This is a genomic window from Shinella sp. BE166 (assembly GCF_051201095.1).
GTDB lineage: Bacteria > Pseudomonadota > Alphaproteobacteria > Rhizobiales > Rhizobiaceae > Shinella > Shinella lacus.
In genome coordinates, this window is the sequence record NZ_JBPEHL010000001.1 from 302,819 (window position 1) to 326,186 (window position 23,368).

Consider the following 23,368-nt stretch of genomic DNA (forward strand, 5'->3'; position numbering starts at 1 on the left):
CTCTCCTATTGGTTCCGGATGCGGCCCTCGACGAGGTCGAGCACGGCATTGGCGGCGTCGAGCACGTTGGTGCCGGGGCCGAACACGGCCGATACACCATGCTCTAGCAGGAAGTCATAGTCCTGGCGCGGAATGACACCGCCGACGACCACGACGACGTTCTGCGCCCCGCGTTCGCGCAACGCCGCGACCAGCGCCGGCGCAAGTGTCTTGTGTCCGGCGGCAAGCGAGGACATGCCGACGACCTGCACCTTCGCGCCGACGGCAAGGTCGGCCGCCTCCTCCGGCGTCTGGAAGAGCGGCCCCATCAGCACATCGAAGCCAAGGTCGCCGAAGGCCGAGGCGATCACCTTCGCCCCACGGTCATGCCCGTCCTGGCCGAGTTTCGCCACCATGATCTTCGGCCTGGCGCCGTGCGCGGCAATACGCCCGGCAAGCGTCCTGTATTCGGGGTCGTCGCCATAGGCGGGACCGTAGATGTCGCCGACCACGTCGGGCACGGCGGCGTGGTCGCCGAAGGCGCGGCGCATGGCATCGGAAATCTCGCCCACCGTTGCGCGCGCCCGCGCCGCGGCGACGGCCGCTTCCAGAAGGTTGCCTTCACCAGTTTTCGCGGCCTTTTCCAGCGCCCCGAGCGCTGCGGCCACCGCTGCGCCGTCGCGCCGGCGGCGGATGTCTTCCAGCCGCTTGATCTGCGAGGCGCGCACGGCGCTGTTGTCGATTTCGAGGATGTCGATCGGCTGTTCGTCCTCCAGCCGGTATTTGTTGACGCCGACGATCACCTCGTCGCCCCGGTCCACGGCGGCCTGCCGGCGGGTCGCGGCCTCCTCGATCAGGCGTTTCGGCAGGCCCTCGATCACGGCCTTCGTCATGCCGCCCATCGCCTCCACCTCTTCGATCAGCGCCCAGGCCTTTTCGGCAAGCTCGTGGGTGAGGCTTTCGACATAGTAGGAGCCGGCCAGCGGATCGACCACCCTGGTCACGCCCGTCTCGTGCTGAAGGATGAGCTGTGTGTTGCGAGCGATGCGGGCGGAAAACTCCGTCGGCAGCGCAATCGCCTCGTCGAAGGAATTGGTGTGCAGCGACTGCGTGCCGCCGAGCACGGCCGACATCGCCTCGAAGGCGGTGCGCACGATGTTGTTGTAGGGATCCTGCTCCTGCAGCGAGACGCCGGAGGTCTGGCAATGGGTGCGCAGCATGCGCGAGGACGCCTTCTTCGGCTGGAACTCGTCCATCACGCGGTCCCAGAGCAGGCGGGCGGCGCGCAGCTTGGCCGCCTCCATGAAGAAGTTCATGCCGATGGCGAAGAAGAAGGAGAGGCGGCCGGCGAAATCGTCGACGGAGAGACCCTTGGCGATGGCGGCGCGCACATATTCGCGCCCGTCGGCGATGGTGAAGGCGAGCTCCTGCACCAGCGTCGCGCCCGCCTCCTGCATATGATAGCCGGAGATCGAGATGGAGTTGAACTTCGGCATCTCGCGCGCCGTATAGTCGATGATGTCGGCGATGATCCGCATCGAGGGCTGCGGCGGGTAGATGTAGGTGTTGCGGACCATGAACTCCTTGAGAATGTCGTTCTGGATGGTGCCGGACAGGTTTTCGCGCGCGACGCCCTGTTCTTCGCCGGCGACGATGAAGCTCGCGAGGATCGGGATCACCGCGCCATTCATCGTCATGGAAACGGAGATCTTCTCCAGCGGAATATTGCCGAAGAGGATCTTCATGTCCTCCACGCTGTCGATGGCGACGCCCGCCTTGCCGACATCGCCGACGACGCGCGGGTGATCGCTGTCATAGCCGCGGTGGGTGGCAAGGTCGAAGGCGACGGAGACGCCCTGCTGGCCGGCGGCAAGTGCCTTGCGGTAGAAGGCGTTCGAGGCCTCAGCCGTCGAGAAGCCGGCATATTGCCGGATCGTCCAAGGCCGGCCGGCATACATGGTGGCGCGCGGGCCGCGCACGAAGGGCGCAAAACCTGGCACGGAAGCGAGATGGCCGGTGCCGGCGAGGTCGTCCTGCGTATAGACGGGCTTGACCGCAATGCCCTCGGGCGTCTGCCAGGTCAGCGTATCGGGCGAGGCGCGCAGTTCCTTTTCCGCCAGCGCTTCCCAGTCCGCAAAAGTCTTGCCGGCCATCATTCGAACTCCAGGATCGTTTCGTCCACGGCAAGGCTTTGCCCGATCGTGACGGCGATGCGCCTGACCGTGCCGCGGCGCTCGGCCTTCATCGCGTTTTCCATCTTCATCGCCTCGATGGTGGCGAGCGTTTGTCCGGTCTCGACTGTTTCGCCTTCCGCGACGAGAAGCATGGTTATGACGCCGGGCATCGGGCAGAGCAACAGCTTCGACGTATCGGGCGGCAGTTTCTGCGGCATCAGCCGGGCGAGTGCGGCCACGCGTGGCTCACGCACATGGGCCTTCACATCCATACCGCGCCAGCGCAGGCGGATCGCCGAACCGACGAGGTCCACCTTCACGCCCATGCGCGTGCCGGCAACAGTAAAGATCGCGTGGCGGCGGCCGGGCGTCCAGTTGCCCGCAACGTCCAGCGTCTCGCCGTCGTCGAAATGCACGGCAAGACCGTCCTGGCCGATTTCCAGCGTCAGCGCATGCTCGCTGCCGGCAAGGCTTGCGACCCATTGCCGGCCGACGATGCGGCGATGGTTGCCGATCGTGCCGGAGATTTTCGCGGCGCGTTCCTGCAAGGCCTGCTGGACGAAGCCGGCGACGGCGGCAAGCTGGCGGGCAGCCGAGTCGTCCGGCGCGACGCCGTGGAAACCATCCGGGAATTCTTCGGCGATGAAGGCGGTGGTGAGCCTGCCGTCGCGAAAACGTTCGTTGCCCATCACGGCGGAGAGGAAGGGCAGGTTGTGGCCGATGCCTTCCACCTCGAAATCGTCAAGCGCGCGCGCCATGGCGTCGATGGCGGAAAGCCGGTCCGGCGCCCAGGTGCAGAGTTTTGCGACCATCGGATCGTAGTACATCGAGATCTCGCCGCCCTCGAAGACGCCGGTGTCGTTGCGCACGACGATGCCATCCGCCTGCCGGCCTTCCATCGGAGGGCGGTAGCGGGTGAGGCGGCCGATCGACGGCAGAAAATTGCGGTAGGGGTCTTCGGCATAGAGGCGGCTTTCTATGGCCCAGCCGTTCAGTTTGACGTCCTCCTGCCCGAAGCTCAGCTTTTCTCCCGCGGCGACGCGGATCATCTGCTCCACGAGGTCGATGCCGGTGATGAGTTCCGTCACCGGATGCTCCACCTGCAGGCGCGTGTTCATTTCGAGGAAGTAGAAATTGCGCGCGCCGTCGACGATGAATTCCACCGTGCCGGCGGAGTGGTAGCCGACGGCCTTCGCCAGCGCCACGGCCTGTTCCCCCATCGCCTTGCGTGTCGCCGGATCGAGGAAGGGCGAGGGGGCTTCTTCGACGACCTTCTGGTTGCGCCGCTGGATGGAGCATTCGCGCTCGCCGAGATAGAGCGTGGTGCCATGTTTGTCGCCGAGCACCTGGATCTCGATATGGCGGGGTTGCGTCACGAACTTCTCGATGAAGATGCGGTCGTCGCCGAACGCGCTCTTCGCCTCGTTTTTGGAAGACTGGAAACCTTCGCGCGCCTCGGCATCGTTCCAGGCAATGCGCATGCCCTTGCCGCCACCACCGGCAGACGCCTTGATCATCACCGGGTAGCCGATGCGAGAGGCGATCGTTACTGCCTCGTCGGCATTCTCGATCAGCCCCATATGGCCGGGTACGGTGGAAACGCCCGCTTCAGCGGCGAGTTTCTTGGAGGTGATCTTGTCACCCATCGCCTGGATCGCGCCGACCGGCGGGCCGATGAAGGCGACGCCCTCCTTTTCCAGCGCCTCGGCAAAAGCCGCGTTTTCCGAGAGAAAACCGTAGCCCGGATGCACCGCGTCCGCGCCGGTCTTGCGGATGGCCTCGATGATCCTGTCGATGACGATATAGGACTGGGAAGACGGCGCGGGGCCGATATGCACCGCCTCGTCGGCCATCGTGACATGCAGCGCCCCCCGGTCGGCGTCGGAATAGACGGCGACGGTGGCGATGCCGAGTTTTCGCGCGGTCTTGATGACCCGGCAGGCGATTTCACCGCGATTGGCGATCAGGATTTTCTTGAACATTTTTAAGCCTTTGTCGCGTCTCTCTCAGAGCGGAATCGTGTCGTGCTTCTTCCAGCGCGTTTCCACCTGCTTGCCCCGCAGGGAGGCGAAGGCGCGGGCGATGCGGCGGCGCGAGGAATGCGGCATGATCACCTCGTCGATGAAGCCGCGCTCGGCGGCGACGAAGGGATTGGCGAAGCGTTCCTCATATTCCTTCGTGCGGGTGGCGATCTTTTCCGGGTCGGAAAGCTCCGAGCGGTAGAGGATTTCGGCAGCGCCCTTGGCGCCCATCACCGCGATCTCGGCGGTCGGCCAGGCATAGTTCACGTCCGCGCCGATATGCTTGGAGGCCATCACGTCATAGGCGCCGCCATAGGCTTTTCGCGTGATCAGCGTCACCATCGGCACGGTGGCCTGGCTATAGGCGAAGAGCAGTTTCGCGCCGTGTTTGATGACGCCGCCATATTCCTGGGCGGTGCCCGGCAGGAAACCCGGCACGTCGACGAGGGTCAGGATCGGGATGTTGAAGGCATCGCAGAAGCGCACGAAACGGGCGGCCTTGCGCGAGGAATCGATATCGAGGCAGCCGGCCAGCACCATCGGCTGGTTGGCGACGACGCCGACGGTCTCGCCCTCGATGCGCACGAAGCCGGTGATGATATTCCTGGCGAAAGCCTCCTGGATCTCGAAGAAGTCGCCTTCATCGGCGACCGCCGTGATCAGTTCCTTCATGTCGTAGGGCTTGTTGGAGCTGTCGGGGACCAGCGTATCGAGCCGCGCCTCCAGCCGCGCCGGGTCGTCGTGGAACGGGCGCAGCGGCGGCTTCTGGCGGTTGTTGAGCGGCAGGAAATCGAACAGGGCGCGGACCTGCTCCAGCACCTCGATGTCGTTTTCATAAGCGCCGTCGGCGACGGAGGATTTTTGCGTGTGGGTGCGCGCGCCGCCCAGCTCCTCCGCGGTGACGATCTCGTTGGTGACGGTTTTCACCACATCCGGACCGGTGACGAACATGTAGGATGAATCGCGTACCATGAAGATGAAGTCGGTCATGGCCGGCGAATAGACCGCGCCGCCCGCGCACGGCCCCATGATGACGGAGATCTGCGGGATGACGCCCGATGCCTCGACATTGCGCTTGAAGACATCCGCATAGCCGGCAAGCGAATCCACACCCTCCTGGATGCGCGCACCGCCCGAATCGTTGAGCCCGATCACCGGCGCGCCGTTGCGCACCGCCATGTCCATGATCTTGCAGATTTTCTGCGCATGGGTTTCCGACAGCGAGCCGCCAAGCACTGTAAAGTCTTGGCTGAACACATAGACCTGCCGGCCGTTGATCGTGCCCCAGCCGGTGACGACGCCGTCGCCGGCCACCTTCTGCTCGGCCATGCCGAATTCCACCGCGCGGTGGGTGACGTACATGTCGTATTCCTCGAAGGAACCCTCATCGAGCAGCACGTCCAGGCGCTCGCGCGCCGTCAGCTTGCCCTTGGCGTGCTGGGCATCGATACGGCGCTGGCCGCCGCCGAGCCGCGCCGCCTGCCGGCGGGCTTCGAGTTGGTCGAGAATTGCGTGCATCGGTCCGTCCATCGCAGGGTCAACCCGATCCTGCTTACGGCCGATGCCGGCAGAAATGAACGCTTGATCGGGTGCACATGTAAGCGTTACACATTTTGCAAAGTAAATTTGCAAAGTTGCAAACATGGCTGCGAACAAACTCTATATCGGCCGCAAGGTGCGGGACCTGCGCCAGGCGAACCGCGCGACCCAGGCGCAATTCGCCGAGCGCCTCGGCATTTCCGTCTCCTACCTCAACCAGATCGAGAACAACCAGCGTCCCGTTTCGGCCGGCGTGCTGGTGGCGCTCGCGGAAAAATTCCGCATCGACCTCGCCGAACTCTCCGGCGGGGAGGGCGACCGGCTGGTTTCGGCCTTGTCAGAGACGCTGACAGACACGCTTTTCGATGGCTACACGCCGAGCCTGCAGGAGCTGAAGCTCGTCACCCAGAATGCACCCGGCTTCGCCCACGCTCTCATCGCGGCGCACCGGGCCTACCGCCACAATTCCGAACAGCTCGCCAGCATCAACGACACGCTGGGCCGCAGCCTCGCCTCCCTCGAAGCGACGCCTTACGAGGAGGTGCGCGACTTCTTCCACTTCGTCGACAACTATATCGGCGATCTGGATCTGCTTGCAGAAGCGCTGGCGGCGGAGATCGGCATCGGCGATACGGATCCGGGGCCGGTCCTCTCCGGCTATCTCGAACGGCACTATGGCGTGAGGATCGCGCGCGCAACGCAGAACGATGATCTCGTGCGCGCCTACGATCCCGAAGCGCGCCTGCTCACGCTCAATCCCTACCTGCCCGCGCCGACCCGCCATTTCCAGATCGCCCTCCAGATCGCGCAGCTTCATGCGGAGACGGTCGTCGATAGCGTCGCGGCCGGCGCCGGCTTCCGCACGACGGAAGCTTATGAGATCTGTCGCATCGGCCTGCACAATTATTTCGCCGGTGCATTGCTCCTTCCCTATCGCAGGTTCATGGCGGCGGCGCGCGAGGTGCGGCATGATCTCGACCTGCTCGCCGCCCGCTTCGGAGCGAGCCTCGAACAGGTCTGCCATCGCCTGTCGACGCTTCAGCGGCCCGGCCAGAAAGGCGTTCCGATCTTCTTCGCTCGCATCGACCGGGCGGGCAACATCACCAAGCGCCACAGCGCGACCCGCCTCCAATTCGCCCGCTTCGGCGCGGCCTGTCCGCTGTGGAACGCGCACCAGGCCTTCGAAAGCCCCGGCCGCATCACCCGCCAGCTCGCCGAGACGCCGGATGGCGTGCGCTATCTCTGTCTGTCCATGCAGGTCTCGCGCGGCGGGCGCGGATTCCGCCAGCCGCAGCAGCACTATGCGCTGGCGCTCGGCTGCGAGGTCTCCTACGCGGAAAACTTCGTCTATGCCGATGACATGGACCTCACCAATGCGAGCGCCTACGACCCGATCGGCATTTCCTGCCGCATCTGCGAGCGCACCCAATGCGCCAGCCGCGCCGTGCCACCCCTCAAGGGCCGCCTGGTCATCGAGCACAATACGCGCCGCACGATCCCCTATTCGATCCGCCCGGTGGGGGATGCGCCGCAGTCCTGACGGTGCTAATGGGCATCGCCGACATGGATTTCAGGCCGACATGGAAACTTCGCTTTATCTCCCGATCAAAACCTTTCTTGAGCGCGCCGGTTATACGGTCAAGGGCGAAATCGGAGGCTGCGATCTCGTCGGATTGAGCGAGGGCGATCCGACCGTGGTGGTCATCGGCGAATTGAAGCTCGTCTTCAATCTTGAACTAATCCTTCAGGCCGTCGACCGCGCCGCGGTGGCCGACGAGGTGTGGATTGCTGCCCGCATTTCCGCCAAGGGCAGGGGGCGGGAGAGCGACAGGCGGTATCGCGACCTCTGCCGCCGGCTCGGATTTGGCATGCTGGGCGTGTCGGATGCCGGCGAGGTCAGCATCATCGTGAGCTCGGTATCCCCCATGCCCCGCAGCAACCCGAAGCGCCGCACCCGGCTGGTCAAGGAGCACCGCAAGCGCGCGGGCGACCCGGCGCTCGGCGGCTCGACGAAGGTGCCGATCATGACGGCCTACCGCCAGCAGGCGCTCGCCTGCGCCGCCGCCATGGCCGATGGCCCGCAACGGCCGCGCGACCTCAAGCCGATCGTGCCCACCGCCGGCCAGATTCTGCTCAAAAAATACTATGGCTGGTTCGAGAAGGTCGACAAGGGCGTCTACAGGCTCAGCGATGCCGGCGCGCTGGCTGTGGAGAATTCAAGGCGGACGACCGAGAGCGCGAAATAGGGGGCCACCGGCCTTACGCGCGCTGGACAGACAGCAATAACATGACTATCACGCTCATGATATTTTCGTCGCCGCGAGCGAGCCGGCGCCCTATCAGAGGAGTGGTCCATGTCCCGCAGTTCCAAGACGTTTTCCGCACTGGCCTTGTCCCTGGCGCTTCTCCTGCCGGCGACCGTGCATGCTGAAAGCTCGTTCGTCGATCACCGCGGGAAGACGATCACCTTTGCAAAGCCGCCGGAACGGGTCGTCACGATCGTCCGCTCCGCGCCGATCATCTATCGCGCGGTCGATGCGAAGGCGGACAGCATTGCCGGCATGAACAAGGATTCACTGGTGCGCTATTTCACCAAGGGCATCTATGCCGAGATGCTGCCGGAAATGGCCAAGATCAATGCCAGCGCCGCCCAGGATGGTTTTGTGCCGAATGTCGAGGCGATCCTCGCGCAGAAGCCGGATGCGGTCATCCAGTGGACCCATGACGAGAAGATCATCGAGCCGCTGGAACGCGTCGGCCTCACCGTGGTCGGGTGGCAGTGCTGCACGGAGCAGGACCGCCTCGATTACCTCACGCTCACCGGCTACATGACCGGCCGCAACGACCGCGCACAGGCGATCCTGAAGGCGCAGGCCGACACATTGAAGACGCTCGACGGCAAGGTCGCCAAGCTCGATGCGGCCGCCCTTCCGACCGTCCTGCATATCGACAAGGTGGCCGACCAGATCCAGGTCATCGCCAACGGCTCGCAGAACCTCGCGCTGAGCGGCGTGAGCAATCCGGCTGCCGACAATACCGGCGAATGGTGGCGCACCATCGATTTCGAGCAACTGCTCGTCTGGAACCCCGACATCATCATCATCCCGGCCTATGCCGACGACCTTAACCCCAAAGATTTCTTCGACAATCCGGTTCTTGCGAGCCTCAAGGCGGTCAAGGAAAAGCGGGTCTACAAGCAGCCGGTCTTCGCCCGCACGCCGGATGCGCCGGAAATCTTCCTGACCTCGGAATGGCTTGCCGCCATCGCGCATGGCGCCGACTTCGCGCCGGATTTCAAGAAGCAGATCGCCGGCATCTACGAGTTGCTCTATGGCGCCAAGCTGACGGACGATCAGGTAAAGGCGATCCTCGAATCCGAAAGCAACGCCGCGGCGAACAAATATGCCGAACTCTTCGGCTGAGGCGCCGGCCGGCAAGGTGAGAACCGGCTGGCTTGGCCGGAAACTGGCTACAGTTTCCATCCTCCCCATGCTGATCGCCCTGCTGGTTGCCGTCGTGCTCTATTCGGTGACGATCGGGCGCTACGACCTGTCGGTGCGCGACGTCACCTATATCCTCATCGACAACGTCCATCCGCTGGTCGTTCCCTATTGGGATCCGGTGCATGAGGTGGTGGTCGAGCAGGTCCGCCTGCCGCGCATCATGGCAGCCGTCATCATCGGTTTCGGCTTGTCCGTTTCGGGTGCTGCCCTCCAAGGGCTTTTTCGCAATCCGCTGGTCGATCCCGGCATCATCGGCGTCACCTCGGGCGCCGGCTTCGGCGGCACGCTGGCGATACTCATCGGGTGGCAGGGGTATCTCCTGCTGGCCATGGCCTTCCTCTTCGGCATCGGCAGCGCCTTTCTCGTTAAGCTGCTGTCGACGGTGCGGGGCCGTACCAGCATGCTGACGCTGGTTCTGGCGGGCGTCGTCATCTCGGCCTTCTTTTCGGCGGCGATTTCGATTGCCAAGCTGCTGGCGGATCCCTTCCAGAAACTGCCCGCCATCACCTATTGGCTGATGGGCAGCATCGCCTCCAGCAACTATCTGGACGTGCTGCTGGTCGCCGCGGCGGTGGTGCCGTCCGCCATCGCGATCTACCTGCTGCGCTTCCAGATCAATATCATGTCGCTTGGCGAGGAAAAGGCGCGCGCGCTTGGCACGAGGGTCGTGCTGGTGCAATGGATCATCCTGGTCGCGTCCGCGCTCATCTCGGCCGGCGTGGTCGCGACGTCCGGCATTATCGGCTGGGTCGGTCTCGTCATTCCGCATGTCGCCCGCGCACTCGTCGGGGCCGATCACCAGCGGCTGCTGCCGGTCTCCGGCGTGCTCGGCGCGATCTACCTGCTGATGGTCGACAACCTGGCGCGCACGGTGACGACCGCCGAAATCCCGCTCGGCATCATCACCGCGCTGATCGGCGTTCCGGTCTTTGCGGTGATCCTGCGCCGGTTGCATGCCAAGGGAGGCTGGTCGAGTGATTGAGGCAAGCGACCTCACCGTCGAGCGCGGTGGCCGGATCATCCTGCGGGACTACAGCCTCCGCCTGGAGCGCGGCCGGACGCTGGCCGTGCTCGGCGCCAACGGCGTCGGCAAGACCACGCTCATCAACACGCTGATCGGCCTGATAAAACCGAGATCCGGACGGCTTTCGATCGGCGGGCAGGTGGGCTTCGTGCCGCAGCTCTTCGAAGTGCCGTTCTCCTATTCCGCCCTCGATATCGCTCTCATGGGAAGGGCGCGCCATCTCGGCCTGTTCGGCGCGCCCGGCAAGCGGGATTACGAGATCGTCCGGCACTATTTCCACATGCTCGGCATCGAGGATTTCGAGCCGCAGACCTTCAATTCGCTAAGCGGCGGCCAGCGCCAGTTGGTGATGATCGCCCAGGCACTCGCCTCGGAATGCGAGCTGCTGGTGCTTGACGAACCGTGTGCCGCGCTCGACTACAAGAACCAGGACAAGGTCCTGAGCCTGCTCGAGCATCTGCGGGACAGCCACGCCATGACGATCGTCTTTTCCACCCATATGCCGCAGCATGCGGTGGAGATCGCCAGCGACGTGCTGCTGATGACCAGCGGCAGCAGCTATGTCTGTGGGCCGACGGCGGATGCGCTCAATGCCGAAAACCTGACGGCGCTCTATGATCTGCCGATCGCGCGGGCGGATTTTTCCGGGCTTACCAAACATACCTACGCACCGGTGTTCCGCCATGAGGGAGTGGTGATCGATGGCTGAAGCAACCGGCAAACGCATTGCGTATATCCACTGGGGCAACAGCTGGCAGCTCAGGAGCTTCCAGGACTTTCGTCACCATCTCGACGATCTCATCTACATCCACGAGCTGCCGAAGGTCGATCTTTCGTTCTATGCGGCGGTGGTCATGCCGGATGCGATGGATGCGGCCGCAGCGCTCCCCCATGCGCAGCAGTTGAACGGTTATCTCTACGGCGGCGGGTTTCTTGTCGTGTGCCTCCAGGGCCATGCCGACTGGCTCGACATTCCGGGGCTGGAATGGACGCCCGGCAACTGCCGCGACTGGCTGTGGTGGACGAAAGGCGAAAAGCTGGAGGTCAAGTTCTCCGAGCCGCACCACCCCATCACCGAAAGCATGCCGCTCTCGCATATGAGCTGGCACTGGGGCGGCTCCTACAATGTTCCGGAGGGCGCGCGCTCGATACTGGAGATCAACGATGGACGCGGCAGCCTGTTCCTCGACTTTCCATCGCTGCCGGGCGGCGGGCGCCTGCTGCTGACGACGCTCGACCCGCACTCGCACAACGGCCAGCGCTTCATGCCGGCGACGACGCGTTTCTTGCAGTCCTTCTATCCCTGGCTGAACCGCGAGCTCGGCATCGAGCGGCCCCAGCGCAACCGGTTCACCTATCTGCAATGCTCGCATGTGCCATCGGAATGGCATCCGCAATGGATCGAGGAGAGCCTCGGGCAGGCGGGTTTCGAGACCCAATTCAGCCCCCTCTACCAGCTCGGCCCCGAATTGCTCGGGGCGACAGACTCGCTCTACCTTCCCAGCAGCCATGACGAGTTCTTCCTGAAGAGCCGGGCCGAAGACTTGCTGGCATTTCTGGAGCGCGGCGGAAACCTGATCCTCTGCGCGGAGCCGTGCCAGCCGTGGCTGCCGTTCATGGCGCCGTTCCATGCCGTCCCGCCGCGTCCCTTCACCAATATCAAGGTGCGCCCGCGCGACGATCGCTTCGGCATCTTCTCGGACCTCGGAGAAGGGTTCGACGGGTGGCAGGGCGTTTTCGGCCAATATGCCCGCGGCTGGACCGACCCGCCGCCCGGAGCTATCTGGCTGACCGACATCGGCCCCGTGCACGACCCGAAACCGGCGGACTGGATCTGGCAATATCCGTCGGTAACGGGCCGGGGCGGCTATGTCTTCATGCACAATGGCGACAACATGACCCGCTATCCCGATCACGGTCCGAAAAAGGAAGCGCTGGTCGCCAATATCGCCGTTGCGCTTCGAAAGCTGTCCATGGGCGAACTGTTGTTCTAGCGGAAACCGCTATTCCAGCATGACGATGGCTTCGACCTCGAAGAGCATGGGGTCGATGGCAAGCTTGGGCACGGGAACAAGCGTCTGCGCCGGCAGCGTGTCCCCGAATATCTCCTTGACGTTCTTGGTCAGCACCTCAAGCTTGGACATGTCGTGGTCGACCACGAAAATCGTGAGCTTGGCGACCTGGTCCGGCCTGGCGCCGAGCCCATCGAGGGCGGCGCGCAAATTGGCGTAGGCCTGCTTCACCTGAACGGCGAAGTCGGGCGACAAGCCTCCCGTGGCGTCCTGTCCGCCCTGTCCGGAAATGTAGGCCATCCGCGCATTGCTCGGCACGATCACCGCGGCGCTGTAGCCGTTCGGCGTCGGGTCGTAGAGGTTTTGCGGATTGACGATCGTCAGCTTGAGATTGTTCGCTTTCGTCACAGTGGAAACTCCCGTGGTCATGATGATGAGCCCTCCGATAAGCAGGTGCTGGATTGCGCGTGACATGGTTTCTCTCGGCTCCGGGACGGCTAGCGATGTGTCCTCGCGGCCGCAGGGTTGAACTTCGACGTGCCGTTCATATGTTGACTCGTACGATGTACGATTTCATTGCATCGTACATCGTACGAGTCAACCGGTCAGGATCGACATTCGCCGCGTCGTCGGGTTAAGTCGGCGCTCTGATCAGCAAGGAAGACGGATGGCAGCCAAATCCAGCAAACGATCTCAACGGACGGGTGCGTCCGCGCCCGAACCGCGCGGAGAACCGCCGCTCTCCCTGGACCGGATCGTGGCGACCGCGGTGGAACTGCTGGATGCCGAAGGGCTCGACGGCTTGAAGATGCGCCGGCTCGCCGATCGCCTCGGCTCGGGCGTGATGAGCCTCTATTGGCACGTCGACAACAAGGAGGATGTCTTCGACCTGGCGCTCGACTCCGTGCTCGAATATCGCGGAACGGTCGGATCGGAAGACTGGCGCGCAGACGTCCTTCACATGCTCGAAGACTGGCGCGCCAGCATGTTGCGCCACCCCTGGTCGGCATCGCTGTTGCCGCGCCGCGCACTCGGGCCGAACATCCTCGCCCGCCTGGAACTGCTGAGCAAGACGCTCTCCGGAGCCGGTGTGGCGGACGCGGATCTGAACGTCGCGATATGGTCGCTCTGGAACTATGTGATGGGCGCCACTATCACCCTATCGAGTTTCGATTTGGATGCAGACAGGGCGAGCGGCAAGCAGCGCGTTGAGCATCACTACCCGACGATCGAGCGCTCGGGCCTGCTGTTGGACGACGACTGGGACGGCGTTTTCCGCAAGGGACTCGATTTCCTGCTCGACGGCCTCGCGCCGAGATAGCCTCGCCTAGCGGGCGACGGATCGCGCGACGTCGATAAGCTCCCTGACGAGCGGGTTGGCCGGATGTTTGTAGCCGATGGCGATAACGCATTCGTCCATGTTGGTGATGGTGCGGAAGGCGACGCCGGGGCGGGCGTAGAAGCGGGCGGTGCTTTCCGCCGTGATGCTGATGCCCTTGCGCATGGCGACCGCCTGCAACTCGGAATCCACCGTCGCCGCTTCGAAGACGACGCGGGCCTCGCGGCCGTTGCGGTACTGGCCGGCCAGCCAGTAGTCGCGCCAGATGCCTGAGCCTGGAGCCGCGATGAAGGGCTCGTCGAGCAGCTGCTCCACCTCGACGGTCTCCTGCAGGCTGAGCGGATGGCCATCGGGCAGGCAGGCGACGCACCGTTCCCGCGCGATCTCGACGATGTTGATATTGGTCGTGTCGACCGGCGGGCGAAAGATGCCGCAATCCACGCTGCCGGTGGCAAGGCCCGCATCCGGATTGTTGAAGTCGTATTCGATGAATTCCAGCGTGGCATTGGGAAAACGGCGCTCGAATTCCTGGGTGATCTTCGGGATGAATTCCACAGCCGTGCCAATAAGATAGCCGACCCGCAGGGAATTGTGCACGGAGAGCTGGAGCGACTTCACATCCCGGTAAAAACTTTCCATCGCCCGGTTGAGCTTCTGGGCATATTCGCAGAGCGCCTCGCCATCTTTCGTTAGGGTGACGCTGCGCGTCGTGCGCTGGAAGATTTCGAAGCCCAGCGTCTCCTCGAGCTGGCTGATGGTTTGGGACAGCGCCGGCTGCGAGACCGCGAGCTTTTCGGCGGCGCGCGCAAAGCTCCTCTCGCCCGCGACGGCAAGCAGGCAGCGGACGTGCCGAAGCTGGATATTCATAAGCGCCATGAATTAATCCTTTCGCTAATCGTCCTTGTTGTCAACGCGCTTTCATGGGGTAATCGCGCTCATCGAAGGTGAGAGGAAACATCCCATGAATGTCGCACAAACCGCTGTAAAATCGGACGAATATCGGATCGAGGAGGGGAAGCGCTCGCTGATCCACGATCCGGTCGAAGGGGACAACACCAAGATCATGCTCGTTCGGGCACGCGGCTCCCATGTCTGGGACGACAAGGGCAATCGTTACCTCGATTGCACTTCGCAGGCCTGGTCGAACAATCTCGGCGCCAACGATCCCCGTGTCGTCGAAGCGGCGATCGCCCAGCTCCGGGAAATCACCCATGCACGGCCGAACTTCAACACCAAACCGCTGCTGACGCTGACGTCCAAGCTGCGCGAGATCTCGCCCGGCGACCTCAACCGCATCGGCTATGCGCTGCACGGCAGCCTCGCGGTCGAAATGGCGATGAAGCTCGCCTTCAAGAACCGCCCCGGCGCCCAGAACCTCATCGTCCTGCAGGATGCCTATCACGGCCGCTCGATCACCACGATGGCGGCAAGCTGGCCGCATCCGAACAATCCCTTCCTGCCGATCTCGCCGCGCTTCACCCGCGTGCCGCATCCCGATCCTTATCGCCCGCGCCTCGGGCTCGATCCCGAGACCGATGTCCAGCTCTGCCTGTCGCTGCTCGAAGATGCGATCGACAGGGGTGTCGATGGCGGCGTCGCCGCGATCATGATGGAGCCGATCATGGGCAATGGCGGCCATATCGTGCTGCCGCACTCCTACCTGAAGGGCGTTCGCGAGATCTGCGACCGTCGCGGCATCCTGCTGATCTGGGATGAAATCCAGAGCTGCTTCGGCCGGACCGGCAAGATGTTCGCGGCCGATTTCTACGGCATCGTTCCCGATATCATGACCTTCGGCAAAGGCATCGGCGGCGGCTTCCCTCTGGCCGGCATCTTCGCCAGCGACAAGCTGCAGAAGTTCGATTCCGGCGAGGACGCGCTCACCTTCGGCTCTTTCCCGGTGGCGATGGCCGCCGCGGTCGCCACGGTGGATGCGATCATCGGCGACGGGCTCTGCGACAAGGCGCATGCGCTCGGCGAATACGCCACCGGCCGCCTGCACGAGATGGCAGGACGCCGCAAGCTGATCGGCGATGTCCGGGGACCGGGCCTCTTCGTGTCGATCGAGCTGGTCAAGGATCGCGACAGCAAGGAACCGGCGCGCGCTGCCGCCGCAGAGGTCTATCGTCGCGGTGTCGACCGTGGTGTGCTGTTTGGCGAAAGCCGCTATGCCGGCCTCGGCAACCTGATCAAGGTCAAGCCTCCGCTGGATTGCTCTATGGAGGACATGGCCCACGCGCTCGACGTTCTCGACGAAGTGCTGGGCTCGATCGAAGCGGATGGCATCGCCTGAGCGTCCAGCCCGCAAAAGCTTCCGGCGGTAAGCCTGCCGGAAGCACTGGAAATGAGAACTGGGAATGACAAGACGTGCCGAAGCACGCGACGCTGTTCAGCAAGACCAACAAAGGGGATCACGACAATGTTCGACAAGAAATTCACACGCCGATCCATTCTCGCCGCCGGCACCACGGCGGCACTCACCATGCCCTTCATACGGCCGTCCTGGGCGGCACCCGACCAGGTCCGCGCGCTGATGTGGGAGGCCTATCTTCTGCCCGACCAGATCACCGCCTTCGAGGAGACCAACAAGGTCAAGTTCGTCCCGACCTTCTTCGACGGCAATTCCGAGGCTTATAACAAGCTGCGCGTCGGCGGCTCCAAGGAATTCGACCTCGTCCAGGCCGACGGTTTCTGGCCGCAGCTCTACTACCGCGAAAAACTGCTGCGCACGGTCGATTACGCCAAGGTGCCCAATGCCGGCGGCTACCTGCCGGAATTCCAGGCCGCGGCCTTCGACGTGCTCTCCGAGCCGGAAGCGGGCGGGAAGATCGGCTTTCCGTTCTGCTGGGGCGCCTATGGCATCACCTACGATGCCGGCAAGGTGGCACCGGAGAAGACCGAGACGCTCGAATGCATGTTCAATGCCGACTATTCCGGCATGCTTTCGACCAGCTCCCGCTTCGAGGAAAACATCGCGCTCGCCGCACTCCTGGTCACCGATCGCCTGGGCAGCCGCACCAAGCCCCGGCCGGATGGCAAGCCGTTCAATCCTTATGTGCTGACTGACGAGGAGCTTGCCGAGATCGAGAAGCTGCTCGTCCAGCAGAAGGCGTTGCTGCTGACCCGCTACCAGGACAACCCGACGCTCTTCCAGCTGCTGCAAAGCGGCGCCGTGGTGGCCGCGACCGAATTCGCGCAGGTCTTCCGCCAGTTGCTGACGGCGGAAAGCCAGGGCGCTCCGGCCGTCGACTTCCGTCATGCCTTGAAGATGAAGGAAGGCGGGCTCGGCTGGGTCGATACCTGGCTGGTCACGTCCGGTGTCGAGGACGGACCGAAGCTCGACCTCTGCTACAACTTCATCGACATCATGATCTCGGCGCCGGTGATGAAGAAGATCGGCGAAGTGGCGGGTTGCTCGACCACGGTCGACCTGCGCGCCATATCGACGGAGGACGAGCGCAAGCTCTTCCTCATGGACCGTTCGAGCGAGATCGCCGACCTCTTCATGTTCGACCAGCCGTCCTCCCCTGAAAAGTGGGAACGCGTATGGTCGAACGTACAGGCGGCGTGACCAGCCCGTATTCCATCCTCCCAGATACGGCGGCCGGGGCGGCTTTCACGCCCTGGCCCCCATCTCATGAGCACAGGTCCATTTCATGCGACAAAGCGATTCCTATATCCGGATTGACAATGTTTCGCGCCGCTATGGCGCGGTAAAGGCGCTGGACAGCGTCACCCTCGACATCGCCAAGGAGGAGTTCATCGCCATCCTCGGGCCGAGCGGATCGGGCAAGAGCACGCTGCTTCGGCTGATCGCCGGCCTCGACCGGCCGACCGAGGGGCACATCAGTTTCGAAGGCAAGGACGTCACCGGGCTGCCGCCGCACAAGCGCGGCATCGGCATGGTGTTCCAGGAGTTCCTGCTCTTCCCGCACCGGACGGTGCGCGAGAACCTCGCCTTTCCGTTGCGTATGCGCAGGGAGCCGCAGGCGGTGATCGACGAGCGGCTCGAATGGGTGGCCGGCGTCCTGTCGCTGACGGCGCTGCTCGATCGTTATCCAAGCCAGCTTTCCGGCGGCCAGCAGCAGCGCGTCGCGCTTGGCCGCGGCCTCATCGCCCGGCCGACCTTGCTGCTTCTGGACGAGCCGCTGGCCAATCTCGACCGTGAACTGCGCCAGGAAATGGAGGTCGAGATCCGCCGCTACCAGAAGCAGCTCGGCATCCCCTTCATCTATGTCACGCACAACCAGGAAGAAGCGCTCAGCATGAGCGACCGGATTGCGGTCATCCACAACGGCCGGCTGGAGGCGCTCGATGTGCGCCAGGCGATCTACGACAACCCGCCGACGCCCTTCGTCGCCCGCTTCGTTGGCAAGTCGACGAAATTCCAGGGCACTGTGACGCCGGACGGCAAGACGGTGCGGCTTGCCCGCTACGACCATGAATTCCCGCTGCCGCCACAGGATCGCTTCCAGCCCGGCGATGCGCTCGACGTGTTCGTGAAGAACGAGCGCTTCGACCTGAACCCGAAATCCGATGGCGGCAGCGGCATCGTCTGCACGGTGTCCGATATCGTGCTGCGCGGGCCGTTTCTCGAATATATCCTGGAGACCGATCGAGGTGACACCGTGATCGTCGTCAAGCCGAAGCGCAACGATCCGCTGCCCATTCAGGAGCGCGTGCTGCTTTCCTGGGCGCCGTCCGATTGCCATATCTTCAAGGCGGGGAGTTGACGATGCCAAACGTTTCGCTGCGCCAGCGCCTGCTGCTCTACGTTCCGAGCGGCTTCCTGCTGTTCTTCTTCGTCTTCCCGCTCATCGCGCTCGTCGTGCTCAGCTTCTGGCAGACCGAGAACTACAAGATCGTGCGTGAACTGACGCTCAACAACTATGTCACGCTGGCGACGGAGGGGGCCTATATTACCTTCTTCCTGCGATCGCTCGCGATGGCGGTCGGCGTCTCGGTCACCCTTGTCGTGATGGCCTGGCCGATCGCCTATTTCATCGTGCGTTATGGCGGCCGCTACCGGATCATCCTGTCGCTGCTGCTCGTCATCCCGTTCCTCTCCGGCGAAGTGCTGCGGCTGATCGCGCTTCAGGGCATGCTGGGGCCGGCCGGCCTCGTCAACGGCATGCTGGTGCGGATGGGGGCGGCGCCGCTGCGGCTCATCATGTATTCGAACGTCGCCTCGTTCATCGCCTTCATCTATCTCTACCTGCCGCTGGTCGTCACCACGGTCTATCTTTCGTTGATCAATTTCGATTTCCGCCTCGCCCATGCCGCCAATGCCTGTGGCGCCAACCGCTTCAGGGTGTTCACCGAAGTCGTCTGGCCGCTCAACCTGTCCGGGACGCTCGTCGGCTTCATGCTGGCCTTCATCCCCACGCTGTCCGCCTCGCTGGTGCCGCGGTTCCTCGGCGGACCCAACGGCACGCTCTACGGCATGTCGATGTCGCAGCAGTTCGGCGAGTCCGGCACCTGGGCGCTGGGTGCGGCCATGGGCGTCGTGTTGTTTTTGTTTTCGGCGCTCGCGCTTGCGATCCTCAGCTTCGGCGTCGATCTGCGCAGGACCGGATTTACCGGAATGGGGAGGCAGTAAGATGAGCCCGCATGTTTCCGATGCCATCGCCAAATGGCTGCTCGCAGCCTTCGTGATCCTGGTTTTCGCCTTCCTGTATATGCCGATCGTCCACATCCTCTTCGCGTCGCTGTCGAGCCGGCCCAATTTCCCCTATCCGCCGGAGTTCAACTTCGCGAGCTATGTGCGGCTGTCCAACAACACCGTCTATCAGAGCGCCTTCCTCAACAGCCTGCTGCTCGCCTCCTGTACGGCGGTGCTGTCGACAGTGCTGGGCTTCCTCGCCACGATCGGCGTGCTGAGGTTCGGCGGCCGCAGGGCGCTGTTCTACGCCATCCTTTTTGCCGCGCCGCTCTTCGTGTCGGAGATCATGCTCGGCATTTCCAGCATGGCGCTCTACTACCTGCTGTTCGAGTTGCAGGGGAACATGGTGACGGCGATTATCGCCAATGCCGTGCATTGTTTCAGCTTCTGCTTCCTCATCATGGCGGCCATGCTCTACAAATATGATTGGCGTATGAACGAGGCAGCCATCGTCTGCGGCGCGTCGCCCGTGCGCTCGTTCCTGGAGATCATGCTGCCGATCACCTGGCCAGCGATCATGGGCAGCCTGATCACCGCTTTCGTGCTGTCGCTCAATGGTCTCGACATTTCCTTCTATCTGCTGGGCGCAACGCCAACGATGCCGTCCGTCGCCTGGGGCGCCTTGCGCTACGGCGTCAAGCCGGAGCTCTATGCGCTCTCGACGCTGATCAACCTCGTCGTCTTCGGCCTGGTGCTCGGTTTGCTTGTCTCGATCAGGCTGAAGCGCAAGGATGCGTAGAGGAGGGCGGGGTCGCACTAGTGAATTCTAGGTCAACGCCTTGACATGCCGGAGGTGACACGGCATCCACGGGCAACGGCTGCACCATCAATACCTTGCGTAAACTGTTCCTGTATTAGGAACGACAGTGCCAGCCGATACAGATCAGCACTCACAGGGCGTTTTGATGGATATACTTCGTCTGCTTGGCCGCGTGCGGCCTGAAGGTTCTATCCGCGTGACAGCGATGGGCCTGCTTCTCGCTCTCGGCCTTGCCGGCCCCGCTTTTGCAGCAGGCTGCGGCCAGTCCATCGCACCCGGCCAGATGGAGTTCACGGTAAAGACCGGCGGCATCGAGCGGCCGGCGCTGGCCCATGTTCCGGCTGCCTATGATGGGAAGAAAAAGCTCGCCATCGTCTTCGATTTTCACGGCAGCAATTCCGGTCCGGCCGGCCAGTTTCGCCGCAGCGGCTGGGATGCCGTCGCCGAGCGCGAAGGCTTCGTGGCGATTGCGCTGCAGGGAAGCCTCGACGGGCAGTACAAGGGCACGCATGCCTGGAACGTGCCGGGCGTGACGAAGGGCGGCACGCACGACGACGAGCGCTATATCAAGGATGCTATCAAGACGGTGAAGGACACCTTCTGCGTCGACCCGACACGCATCTACGCCTCCGGTTATTCGGGCGGCGGCCGCATGCTGTCGCAATATATCTGCAACGGGCATCCGGACTTCGCAGCCGCCGGCTTCGTCATGGGCCTGCGCGCCGGCTACCCGGTGGAGCGCGATGGCGTCTGGCAGCCGGATGTCGCATCCTGCAATCCCGGCAATCCGATCTCCATTATCGCCTTCTCCGGCATGAAGGACGTCACCAATCCCTTTGTCGGCGGCGGCAGGCCCTATTGGCAATATGGTGGCGAAGCTGCGCTTCGGCGCTGGGCGGAGCTGGACAAGTGCGAGGCCAAGGGCGACGTCCTCACCGATGCGGCGATGACGGCGCTGTCGTTCGATACCTGCGCCAGCGGCGCGCGCATCACATCCTATCTGCTCAAGGAAAACACCCACGACTGGCCGGCCCGCAGCGTGCTGTTCCGAACCTTCGACGCGAACGGCAAGGTAACCTCCGAACGGGACGCGACCGGCCGCATGTGGGAGTTCTTCAGGAACACGCGCTCTCCGGAAGAAACCCCGGTGACAGCGGGAGAGGCCACCGAGCGCGCCGGATAAGCCTGTCCAAATCTGTGCGTGAAGAGGCTTACGCCTGGCCCGGTGTCGAAAAGCGGACAGACAAACGTCGCCGCATTTCGTATAGCGGGCGAGGGTGCCGCAGGCCTAGAGCTCGCCGCACAAGGCAATCAACGTTGGGTCCGTTCATGCTCAGGCCGACAAAATCCGAAATAGAGGCCGGGATCATTGATCGGGCGGCCGCCCTGTTCGCCCAGCACGGATTTGCGCATGCCTCGCTCTCGCAGATCGCCGATGCCGTCGGCTATTCGAAGGCCGGGTTGCTGCATCATTTCCCGAGCAAGCAGGCCATCTATGATGCCGGCATCCGGACGCTGCGCGAGCATGCCGAAGAGATGCTTGAAAGCGTGAAGGGATTGCCGGTCGGACGCGAGCGGGATCTTGCGGTGGTCGAGGCCTCCGTCACCTTCGCCTTCGAGCAGCCGGGCATTTCGGCGCTGGGCAACCGTATCGCGCTCGATCCCGATCCCAACGATCAGCAGATGAACGAGATCGGCTTCATCATGTATGAGGCGATCGGCATCGATCTTCAGAAACTGGAACTGGACAGGATCATTCGCGTGACCTGCGCTTTTTCGGGCCTCGGCATCACGGCCAATCTGGCAGTGCGCACGAAACAGACGAAGGAATGGCGCGCCTCCATGGTCGCCGCAACGATGGATGCGCTGGGTCATCGCCAGCCGTAGTGCCCCGGCCGGCGTCTTCCGGCCGAGGCTACAGAAAATCGATGGTGCAGGCGGGGGCGATTACCGGGCGCGCTTCGGCCAATATGGGTCGTGCCGATCCCGCTGCCAGCCGCGATCCCTGCGATCGCGATCCTTGTGTTTGTCCTTGTTGGCCTGAGAAATCGCATAGGCGCCGACAGCCGTTGCCGCAACGCCGACGGCAACCGCGGCCGCTGCCTGATCGGCCTTGCGACGATTTTCGGAATAGATGTTGCGCGTGCAGCGCTGATGCTGCCAGCCGCCCGGCCGCATGCCGCTGTCGGCGCAGATATTATAGGCTTCGTCCATGGACTGGGATCTGGACTGGCAGCCGGAGGCGAACACCGCCGCGGCAAGTGTGAGGGCGAGAAGGGGTCTTGATTGCATGGAAGTTCCTTTCATAGGCGCGCGTCATCGCAAGCACAGGCTATGTGCTTGGTGACCTCGTGGTTTTTGGGGGATGTGTCTGGGCGGGCGCGCCGAATGCCAGACGAGATGGGGCTATATTTCGGGCCGGCGCATCGTGACGCCCGTGCCGGGCGCGAATGTCGCGGAGACGGCGACATGGAGGTGCCTTCTGACAGCGCGAAGTGAGCCGTGTAAGATCGTCATTCCTTTGCCCTGCCCCATGGCCGACCCTCGTTTTGCTTGCCTACCGAATCGGTAGGAAGCAGACCGATTCGGTTTATAGGGGATTTTGCGGCGGGATCAAGGCGTACGGGATATGCTGTCCGTTTGAGGTCATTTCTGCGTGGCAGTGAACACCGCCAACTGAGCGTCGAAAGCACGTTTGTAGGCAGGTCGCGCCTGGCCGCGGGAGATATAGGCGGAAAGCGTTGGATAGTCGCCCAGGATATCCGAGCCTTCCAAGCGGCGCAGCACCGTCACCATCAGGAGGTCGCCTGCGCTGAACGCGCTGTCGAGCCAGTCGGCATCGCCGAGCCGGCTGGAAAGCTGGTCCAAACGGTCACGGATGCGGCCCTTGAGAATGGGCTGGCGCGCCTCGTGCCAGGCCTTGTCGCGCTCCGCAAAGTGGGCGGCTTCGCGCTCGACGATGGGCGGCTCCACCGTGCTCAGCGCGGCAAACATCCATGTGATGGCGCGCGCCCGGGCATTCGCATCCTCCGGCAGCAGGCCCCGATGGTGCTCCGCGATGTGGAGCACGATGCCGCCGGACTCGAACAGCGCCAGGTCGCCTTCCTCATAGGTCGGGATCTGCCCGAAGGGCTGAAGGGCGAGATGCGCAGGCTGCTTCATCGCCTTGAACGAAACGAGGCGCACCTCGTAAGGCAGGCCCACTTCCTCAAGCGCCCAGCGAACGCGCATGTCGCGCGCCAGGCCCCTGCCGCGATCGGGCGAGCTTTCAAAGGCGGTGATGGTGATCGTCATTGTCGTTCTCCCTGGTCTGTCCGTCTTGAAGACGATCAGCCAAACGAGATTCCGACACTAC

Annotated in this window: 21 protein-coding genes; 14 read left to right on the forward strand and 7 right to left on the reverse strand. The window is 63.4% G+C overall.

The genetic code is table 11. The features are described 5' to 3' along the window. Nucleotides 1-5: 5 nt before the first annotated feature. From scpA to J2Y63_RS01360, 3 genes are read right to left on the reverse strand one after another with little or no spacing between them, the layout of a single operon-like run. The gene (gene scpA, locus J2Y63_RS01350; protein ID WP_435264581.1) at nucleotides 6-2,132 is read right to left on the reverse strand and encodes a methylmalonyl-CoA mutase; all 2,127 of its coding nucleotides are present in this window, start codon (nucleotides 2,130-2,132) and stop codon (nucleotides 6-8) included. Next, entirely contained in the window at nucleotides 2,132-4,135 is a 2,004-nt protein-coding gene (locus J2Y63_RS01355) for an acetyl-CoA carboxylase biotin carboxylase subunit (RefSeq protein WP_435264582.1), read from the reverse strand. Before J2Y63_RS01355 ends, scpA begins: the two co-directional genes overlap by 1 nt. Before the next feature lie 24 nt (nucleotides 4,136-4,159). Further along, on the reverse strand, nucleotides 4,160-5,692 hold the full coding sequence (locus J2Y63_RS01360; protein WP_435264583.1) for an acyl-CoA carboxylase subunit beta: 1,533 nt from the start codon (nucleotides 5,690-5,692) through the stop codon (nucleotides 4,160-4,162). 124 nt (nucleotides 5,693-5,816) lie between these two features. Here J2Y63_RS01360 and J2Y63_RS01365 point away from each other — a divergent pair, with 124 nt between their 5' ends. The 6 genes from J2Y63_RS01365 to J2Y63_RS01390 all read left to right on the forward strand — a co-directional run bounded on the left by J2Y63_RS01365 (nucleotide 5,817) and on the right by J2Y63_RS01390 (nucleotide 12,234). Beyond that, on the forward strand, nucleotides 5,817-7,253 hold the full coding sequence (locus J2Y63_RS01365; RefSeq protein ID WP_435264584.1) for a helix-turn-helix domain-containing protein: 1,437 nt from the start codon (nucleotides 5,817-5,819) through the stop codon (nucleotides 7,251-7,253). A gap of 40 nt (nucleotides 7,254-7,293) precedes the next feature. Beyond that, on the forward strand, nucleotides 7,294-7,959 hold the full coding sequence (locus J2Y63_RS01370; protein WP_435264585.1) for a DUF2161 domain-containing phosphodiesterase: 666 nt from the start codon (nucleotides 7,294-7,296) through the stop codon (nucleotides 7,957-7,959). Between the two features lie 108 nt (nucleotides 7,960-8,067). Beyond that, nucleotides 8,068-9,135, forward strand: a complete 1,068-nt coding sequence (locus J2Y63_RS01375) for an ABC transporter substrate-binding protein (protein WP_435264586.1) — start codon at nucleotides 8,068-8,070, stop codon at nucleotides 9,133-9,135. Beyond that, a complete protein-coding gene (locus tag J2Y63_RS01380) occupies nucleotides 9,116-10,198 on the forward strand; it encodes a FecCD family ABC transporter permease (RefSeq protein WP_435264587.1) in 1,083 nt (360 codons plus the stop codon). Before J2Y63_RS01375 ends, J2Y63_RS01380 begins: the two co-directional genes overlap by 20 nt. Further along, nucleotides 10,191-10,949, forward strand: coding sequence for an ABC transporter ATP-binding protein (locus tag J2Y63_RS01385; protein ID WP_435264588.1), 759 nt, complete (start codon nucleotides 10,191-10,193; stop codon nucleotides 10,947-10,949). The genes J2Y63_RS01380 and J2Y63_RS01385 overlap by 8 nt, the downstream gene beginning before the upstream one ends. After that, the gene (locus J2Y63_RS01390; RefSeq protein ID WP_435264589.1) at nucleotides 10,942-12,234 is read left to right on the forward strand and encodes a hypothetical protein; all 1,293 of its coding nucleotides are present in this window, start codon (nucleotides 10,942-10,944) and stop codon (nucleotides 12,232-12,234) included. Before J2Y63_RS01385 ends, J2Y63_RS01390 begins: the two co-directional genes overlap by 8 nt. A gap of 9 nt (nucleotides 12,235-12,243) precedes the next feature. On the opposite strand, the gene J2Y63_RS01395 is transcribed toward J2Y63_RS01390, so the two are convergent. Next, entirely contained in the window at nucleotides 12,244-12,726 is a 483-nt protein-coding gene (locus J2Y63_RS01395; RefSeq protein WP_435264590.1) for a RidA family protein, read from the reverse strand. 193 nt (nucleotides 12,727-12,919) lie between these two features. Between J2Y63_RS01395 and J2Y63_RS01400 the strand changes: the two genes are divergently transcribed. Next, nucleotides 12,920-13,573 carry a TetR/AcrR family transcriptional regulator gene (locus J2Y63_RS01400; RefSeq protein ID WP_435264591.1) on the forward strand — a complete coding sequence of 218 codons (654 nt, stop codon included), beginning with the start codon at nucleotides 12,920-12,922 and terminating at the stop codon, nucleotides 13,571-13,573. A gap of 6 nt (nucleotides 13,574-13,579) precedes the next feature. On the opposite strand, the gene J2Y63_RS01405 is transcribed toward J2Y63_RS01400, so the two are convergent. Further along, on the reverse strand, nucleotides 13,580-14,467 hold the full coding sequence (locus J2Y63_RS01405) for a LysR family transcriptional regulator (protein ID WP_435264592.1): 888 nt from the start codon (nucleotides 14,465-14,467) through the stop codon (nucleotides 13,580-13,582). 85 nt (nucleotides 14,468-14,552) lie between these two features. On the opposite strand from J2Y63_RS01405, the gene J2Y63_RS01410 reads away from it, so the two are divergent. From J2Y63_RS01410 to J2Y63_RS01440, 7 genes are all read left to right on the forward strand, one after another. Beyond that, nucleotides 14,553-15,884: an aspartate aminotransferase family protein gene (locus tag J2Y63_RS01410; RefSeq protein ID WP_435264593.1), complete on the forward strand. Its 1,332-nt coding sequence runs from the start codon at nucleotides 14,553-14,555 to the stop codon at nucleotides 15,882-15,884. Between the two features lie 126 nt (nucleotides 15,885-16,010). Continuing rightward, nucleotides 16,011-17,162: an ABC transporter substrate-binding protein gene (locus tag J2Y63_RS01415; RefSeq protein WP_435264594.1), complete on the forward strand. Its 1,152-nt coding sequence runs from the start codon at nucleotides 16,011-16,013 to the stop codon at nucleotides 17,160-17,162. Nucleotides 17,163-17,247: 85 nt separating this feature from the next. Then, a complete protein-coding gene (locus tag J2Y63_RS01420) occupies nucleotides 17,248-18,324 on the forward strand; it encodes an ABC transporter ATP-binding protein (protein ID WP_435264595.1) in 1,077 nt (358 codons plus the stop codon). A gap of 2 nt (nucleotides 18,325-18,326) precedes the next feature. Further along, nucleotides 18,327-19,190 (forward strand): ABC transporter permease, encoded by an 864-nt coding sequence (locus J2Y63_RS01425; RefSeq protein WP_435264596.1) that lies wholly within the window; start codon nucleotides 18,327-18,329, stop codon nucleotides 19,188-19,190. A 1-nt stretch (nucleotide 19,191) separates the two neighbouring features. Then, a complete protein-coding gene (locus tag J2Y63_RS01430) occupies nucleotides 19,192-19,992 on the forward strand; it encodes an ABC transporter permease (protein WP_256114975.1) in 801 nt (266 codons plus the stop codon). A 166-nt stretch (nucleotides 19,993-20,158) separates the two neighbouring features. After that, complete coding sequence (locus tag J2Y63_RS01435) at nucleotides 20,159-21,196, forward strand: alpha/beta hydrolase family esterase (protein ID WP_435264597.1); 1,038 nt, start codon at nucleotides 20,159-20,161, stop codon at nucleotides 21,194-21,196. 146 nt (nucleotides 21,197-21,342) lie between these two features. Continuing rightward, a complete protein-coding gene (locus J2Y63_RS01440) occupies nucleotides 21,343-21,900 on the forward strand; it encodes a TetR/AcrR family transcriptional regulator (protein ID WP_435264598.1) in 558 nt (185 codons plus the stop codon). A gap of 60 nt (nucleotides 21,901-21,960) precedes the next feature. Here J2Y63_RS01440 and J2Y63_RS01445 read toward each other — a convergent pair whose 3' ends face one another. After that, nucleotides 21,961-22,305 carry a hypothetical protein gene (locus J2Y63_RS01445; RefSeq protein WP_256114971.1) on the reverse strand — a complete coding sequence of 115 codons (345 nt, stop codon included), beginning with the start codon at nucleotides 22,303-22,305 and terminating at the stop codon, nucleotides 21,961-21,963. A gap of 354 nt (nucleotides 22,306-22,659) precedes the next feature. Further along, nucleotides 22,660-23,307, reverse strand: a complete 648-nt coding sequence (locus J2Y63_RS01450) for a glutathione S-transferase family protein (RefSeq protein ID WP_435264599.1) — start codon at nucleotides 23,305-23,307, stop codon at nucleotides 22,660-22,662. Nucleotides 23,308-23,368 lie beyond the last annotated feature (61 nt).

Coding starts and splice junctions, on each gene's coding strand:
- J2Y63_RS01410 (WP_435264593.1), top strand. CDS start 14,553: ATGAATGTCGCACAAACCGCTGTAAAATCGGACGAATATCGGATCGAG.
- J2Y63_RS01415 (WP_435264594.1), top strand. CDS start 16,011: ATGTTCGACAAGAAATTCACACGCCGATCCATTCTCGCCGCCGGCACC.
- J2Y63_RS01445 (WP_256114971.1), bottom strand. CDS start 22,305: ATGCAATCAAGACCCCTTCTCGCCCTCACACTTGCCGCGGCGGTGTTC.
- J2Y63_RS01420 (WP_435264595.1), top strand. CDS start 17,248: ATGCGACAAAGCGATTCCTATATCCGGATTGACAATGTTTCGCGCCGC.
- J2Y63_RS01380 (WP_435264587.1), top strand. CDS start 9,116: ATGCCGAACTCTTCGGCTGAGGCGCCGGCCGGCAAGGTGAGAACCGGC.
- J2Y63_RS01425 (WP_435264596.1), top strand. CDS start 18,327: ATGCCAAACGTTTCGCTGCGCCAGCGCCTGCTGCTCTACGTTCCGAGC.
- J2Y63_RS01370 (WP_435264585.1), top strand. CDS start 7,294: ATGGAAACTTCGCTTTATCTCCCGATCAAAACCTTTCTTGAGCGCGCC.
- J2Y63_RS01440 (WP_435264598.1), top strand. CDS start 21,343: ATGCTCAGGCCGACAAAATCCGAAATAGAGGCCGGGATCATTGATCGG.
- J2Y63_RS01360 (WP_435264583.1), bottom strand. CDS start 5,692: ATGCACGCAATTCTCGACCAACTCGAAGCCCGCCGGCAGGCGGCGCGG.
- J2Y63_RS01430 (WP_256114975.1), top strand. CDS start 19,192: ATGAGCCCGCATGTTTCCGATGCCATCGCCAAATGGCTGCTCGCAGCC.
- J2Y63_RS01365 (WP_435264584.1), top strand. CDS start 5,817: ATGGCTGCGAACAAACTCTATATCGGCCGCAAGGTGCGGGACCTGCGC.
- scpA (WP_435264581.1), bottom strand. CDS start 2,132: ATGGCCGGCAAGACTTTTGCGGACTGGGAAGCGCTGGCGGAAAAGGAA.
- J2Y63_RS01435 (WP_435264597.1), top strand. CDS start 20,159: ATGGATATACTTCGTCTGCTTGGCCGCGTGCGGCCTGAAGGTTCTATC.
- J2Y63_RS01375 (WP_435264586.1), top strand. CDS start 8,068: ATGTCCCGCAGTTCCAAGACGTTTTCCGCACTGGCCTTGTCCCTGGCG.
- J2Y63_RS01390 (WP_435264589.1), top strand. CDS start 10,942: ATGGCTGAAGCAACCGGCAAACGCATTGCGTATATCCACTGGGGCAAC.
- J2Y63_RS01450 (WP_435264599.1), bottom strand. CDS start 23,307: ATGACGATCACCATCACCGCCTTTGAAAGCTCGCCCGATCGCGGCAGG.
- J2Y63_RS01405 (WP_435264592.1), bottom strand. CDS start 14,467: ATGGCGCTTATGAATATCCAGCTTCGGCACGTCCGCTGCCTGCTTGCC.
- J2Y63_RS01355 (WP_435264582.1), bottom strand. CDS start 4,135: ATGTTCAAGAAAATCCTGATCGCCAATCGCGGTGAAATCGCCTGCCGG.
- J2Y63_RS01395 (WP_435264590.1), bottom strand. CDS start 12,726: ATGTCACGCGCAATCCAGCACCTGCTTATCGGAGGGCTCATCATCATG.
- J2Y63_RS01400 (WP_435264591.1), top strand. CDS start 12,920: ATGGCAGCCAAATCCAGCAAACGATCTCAACGGACGGGTGCGTCCGCG.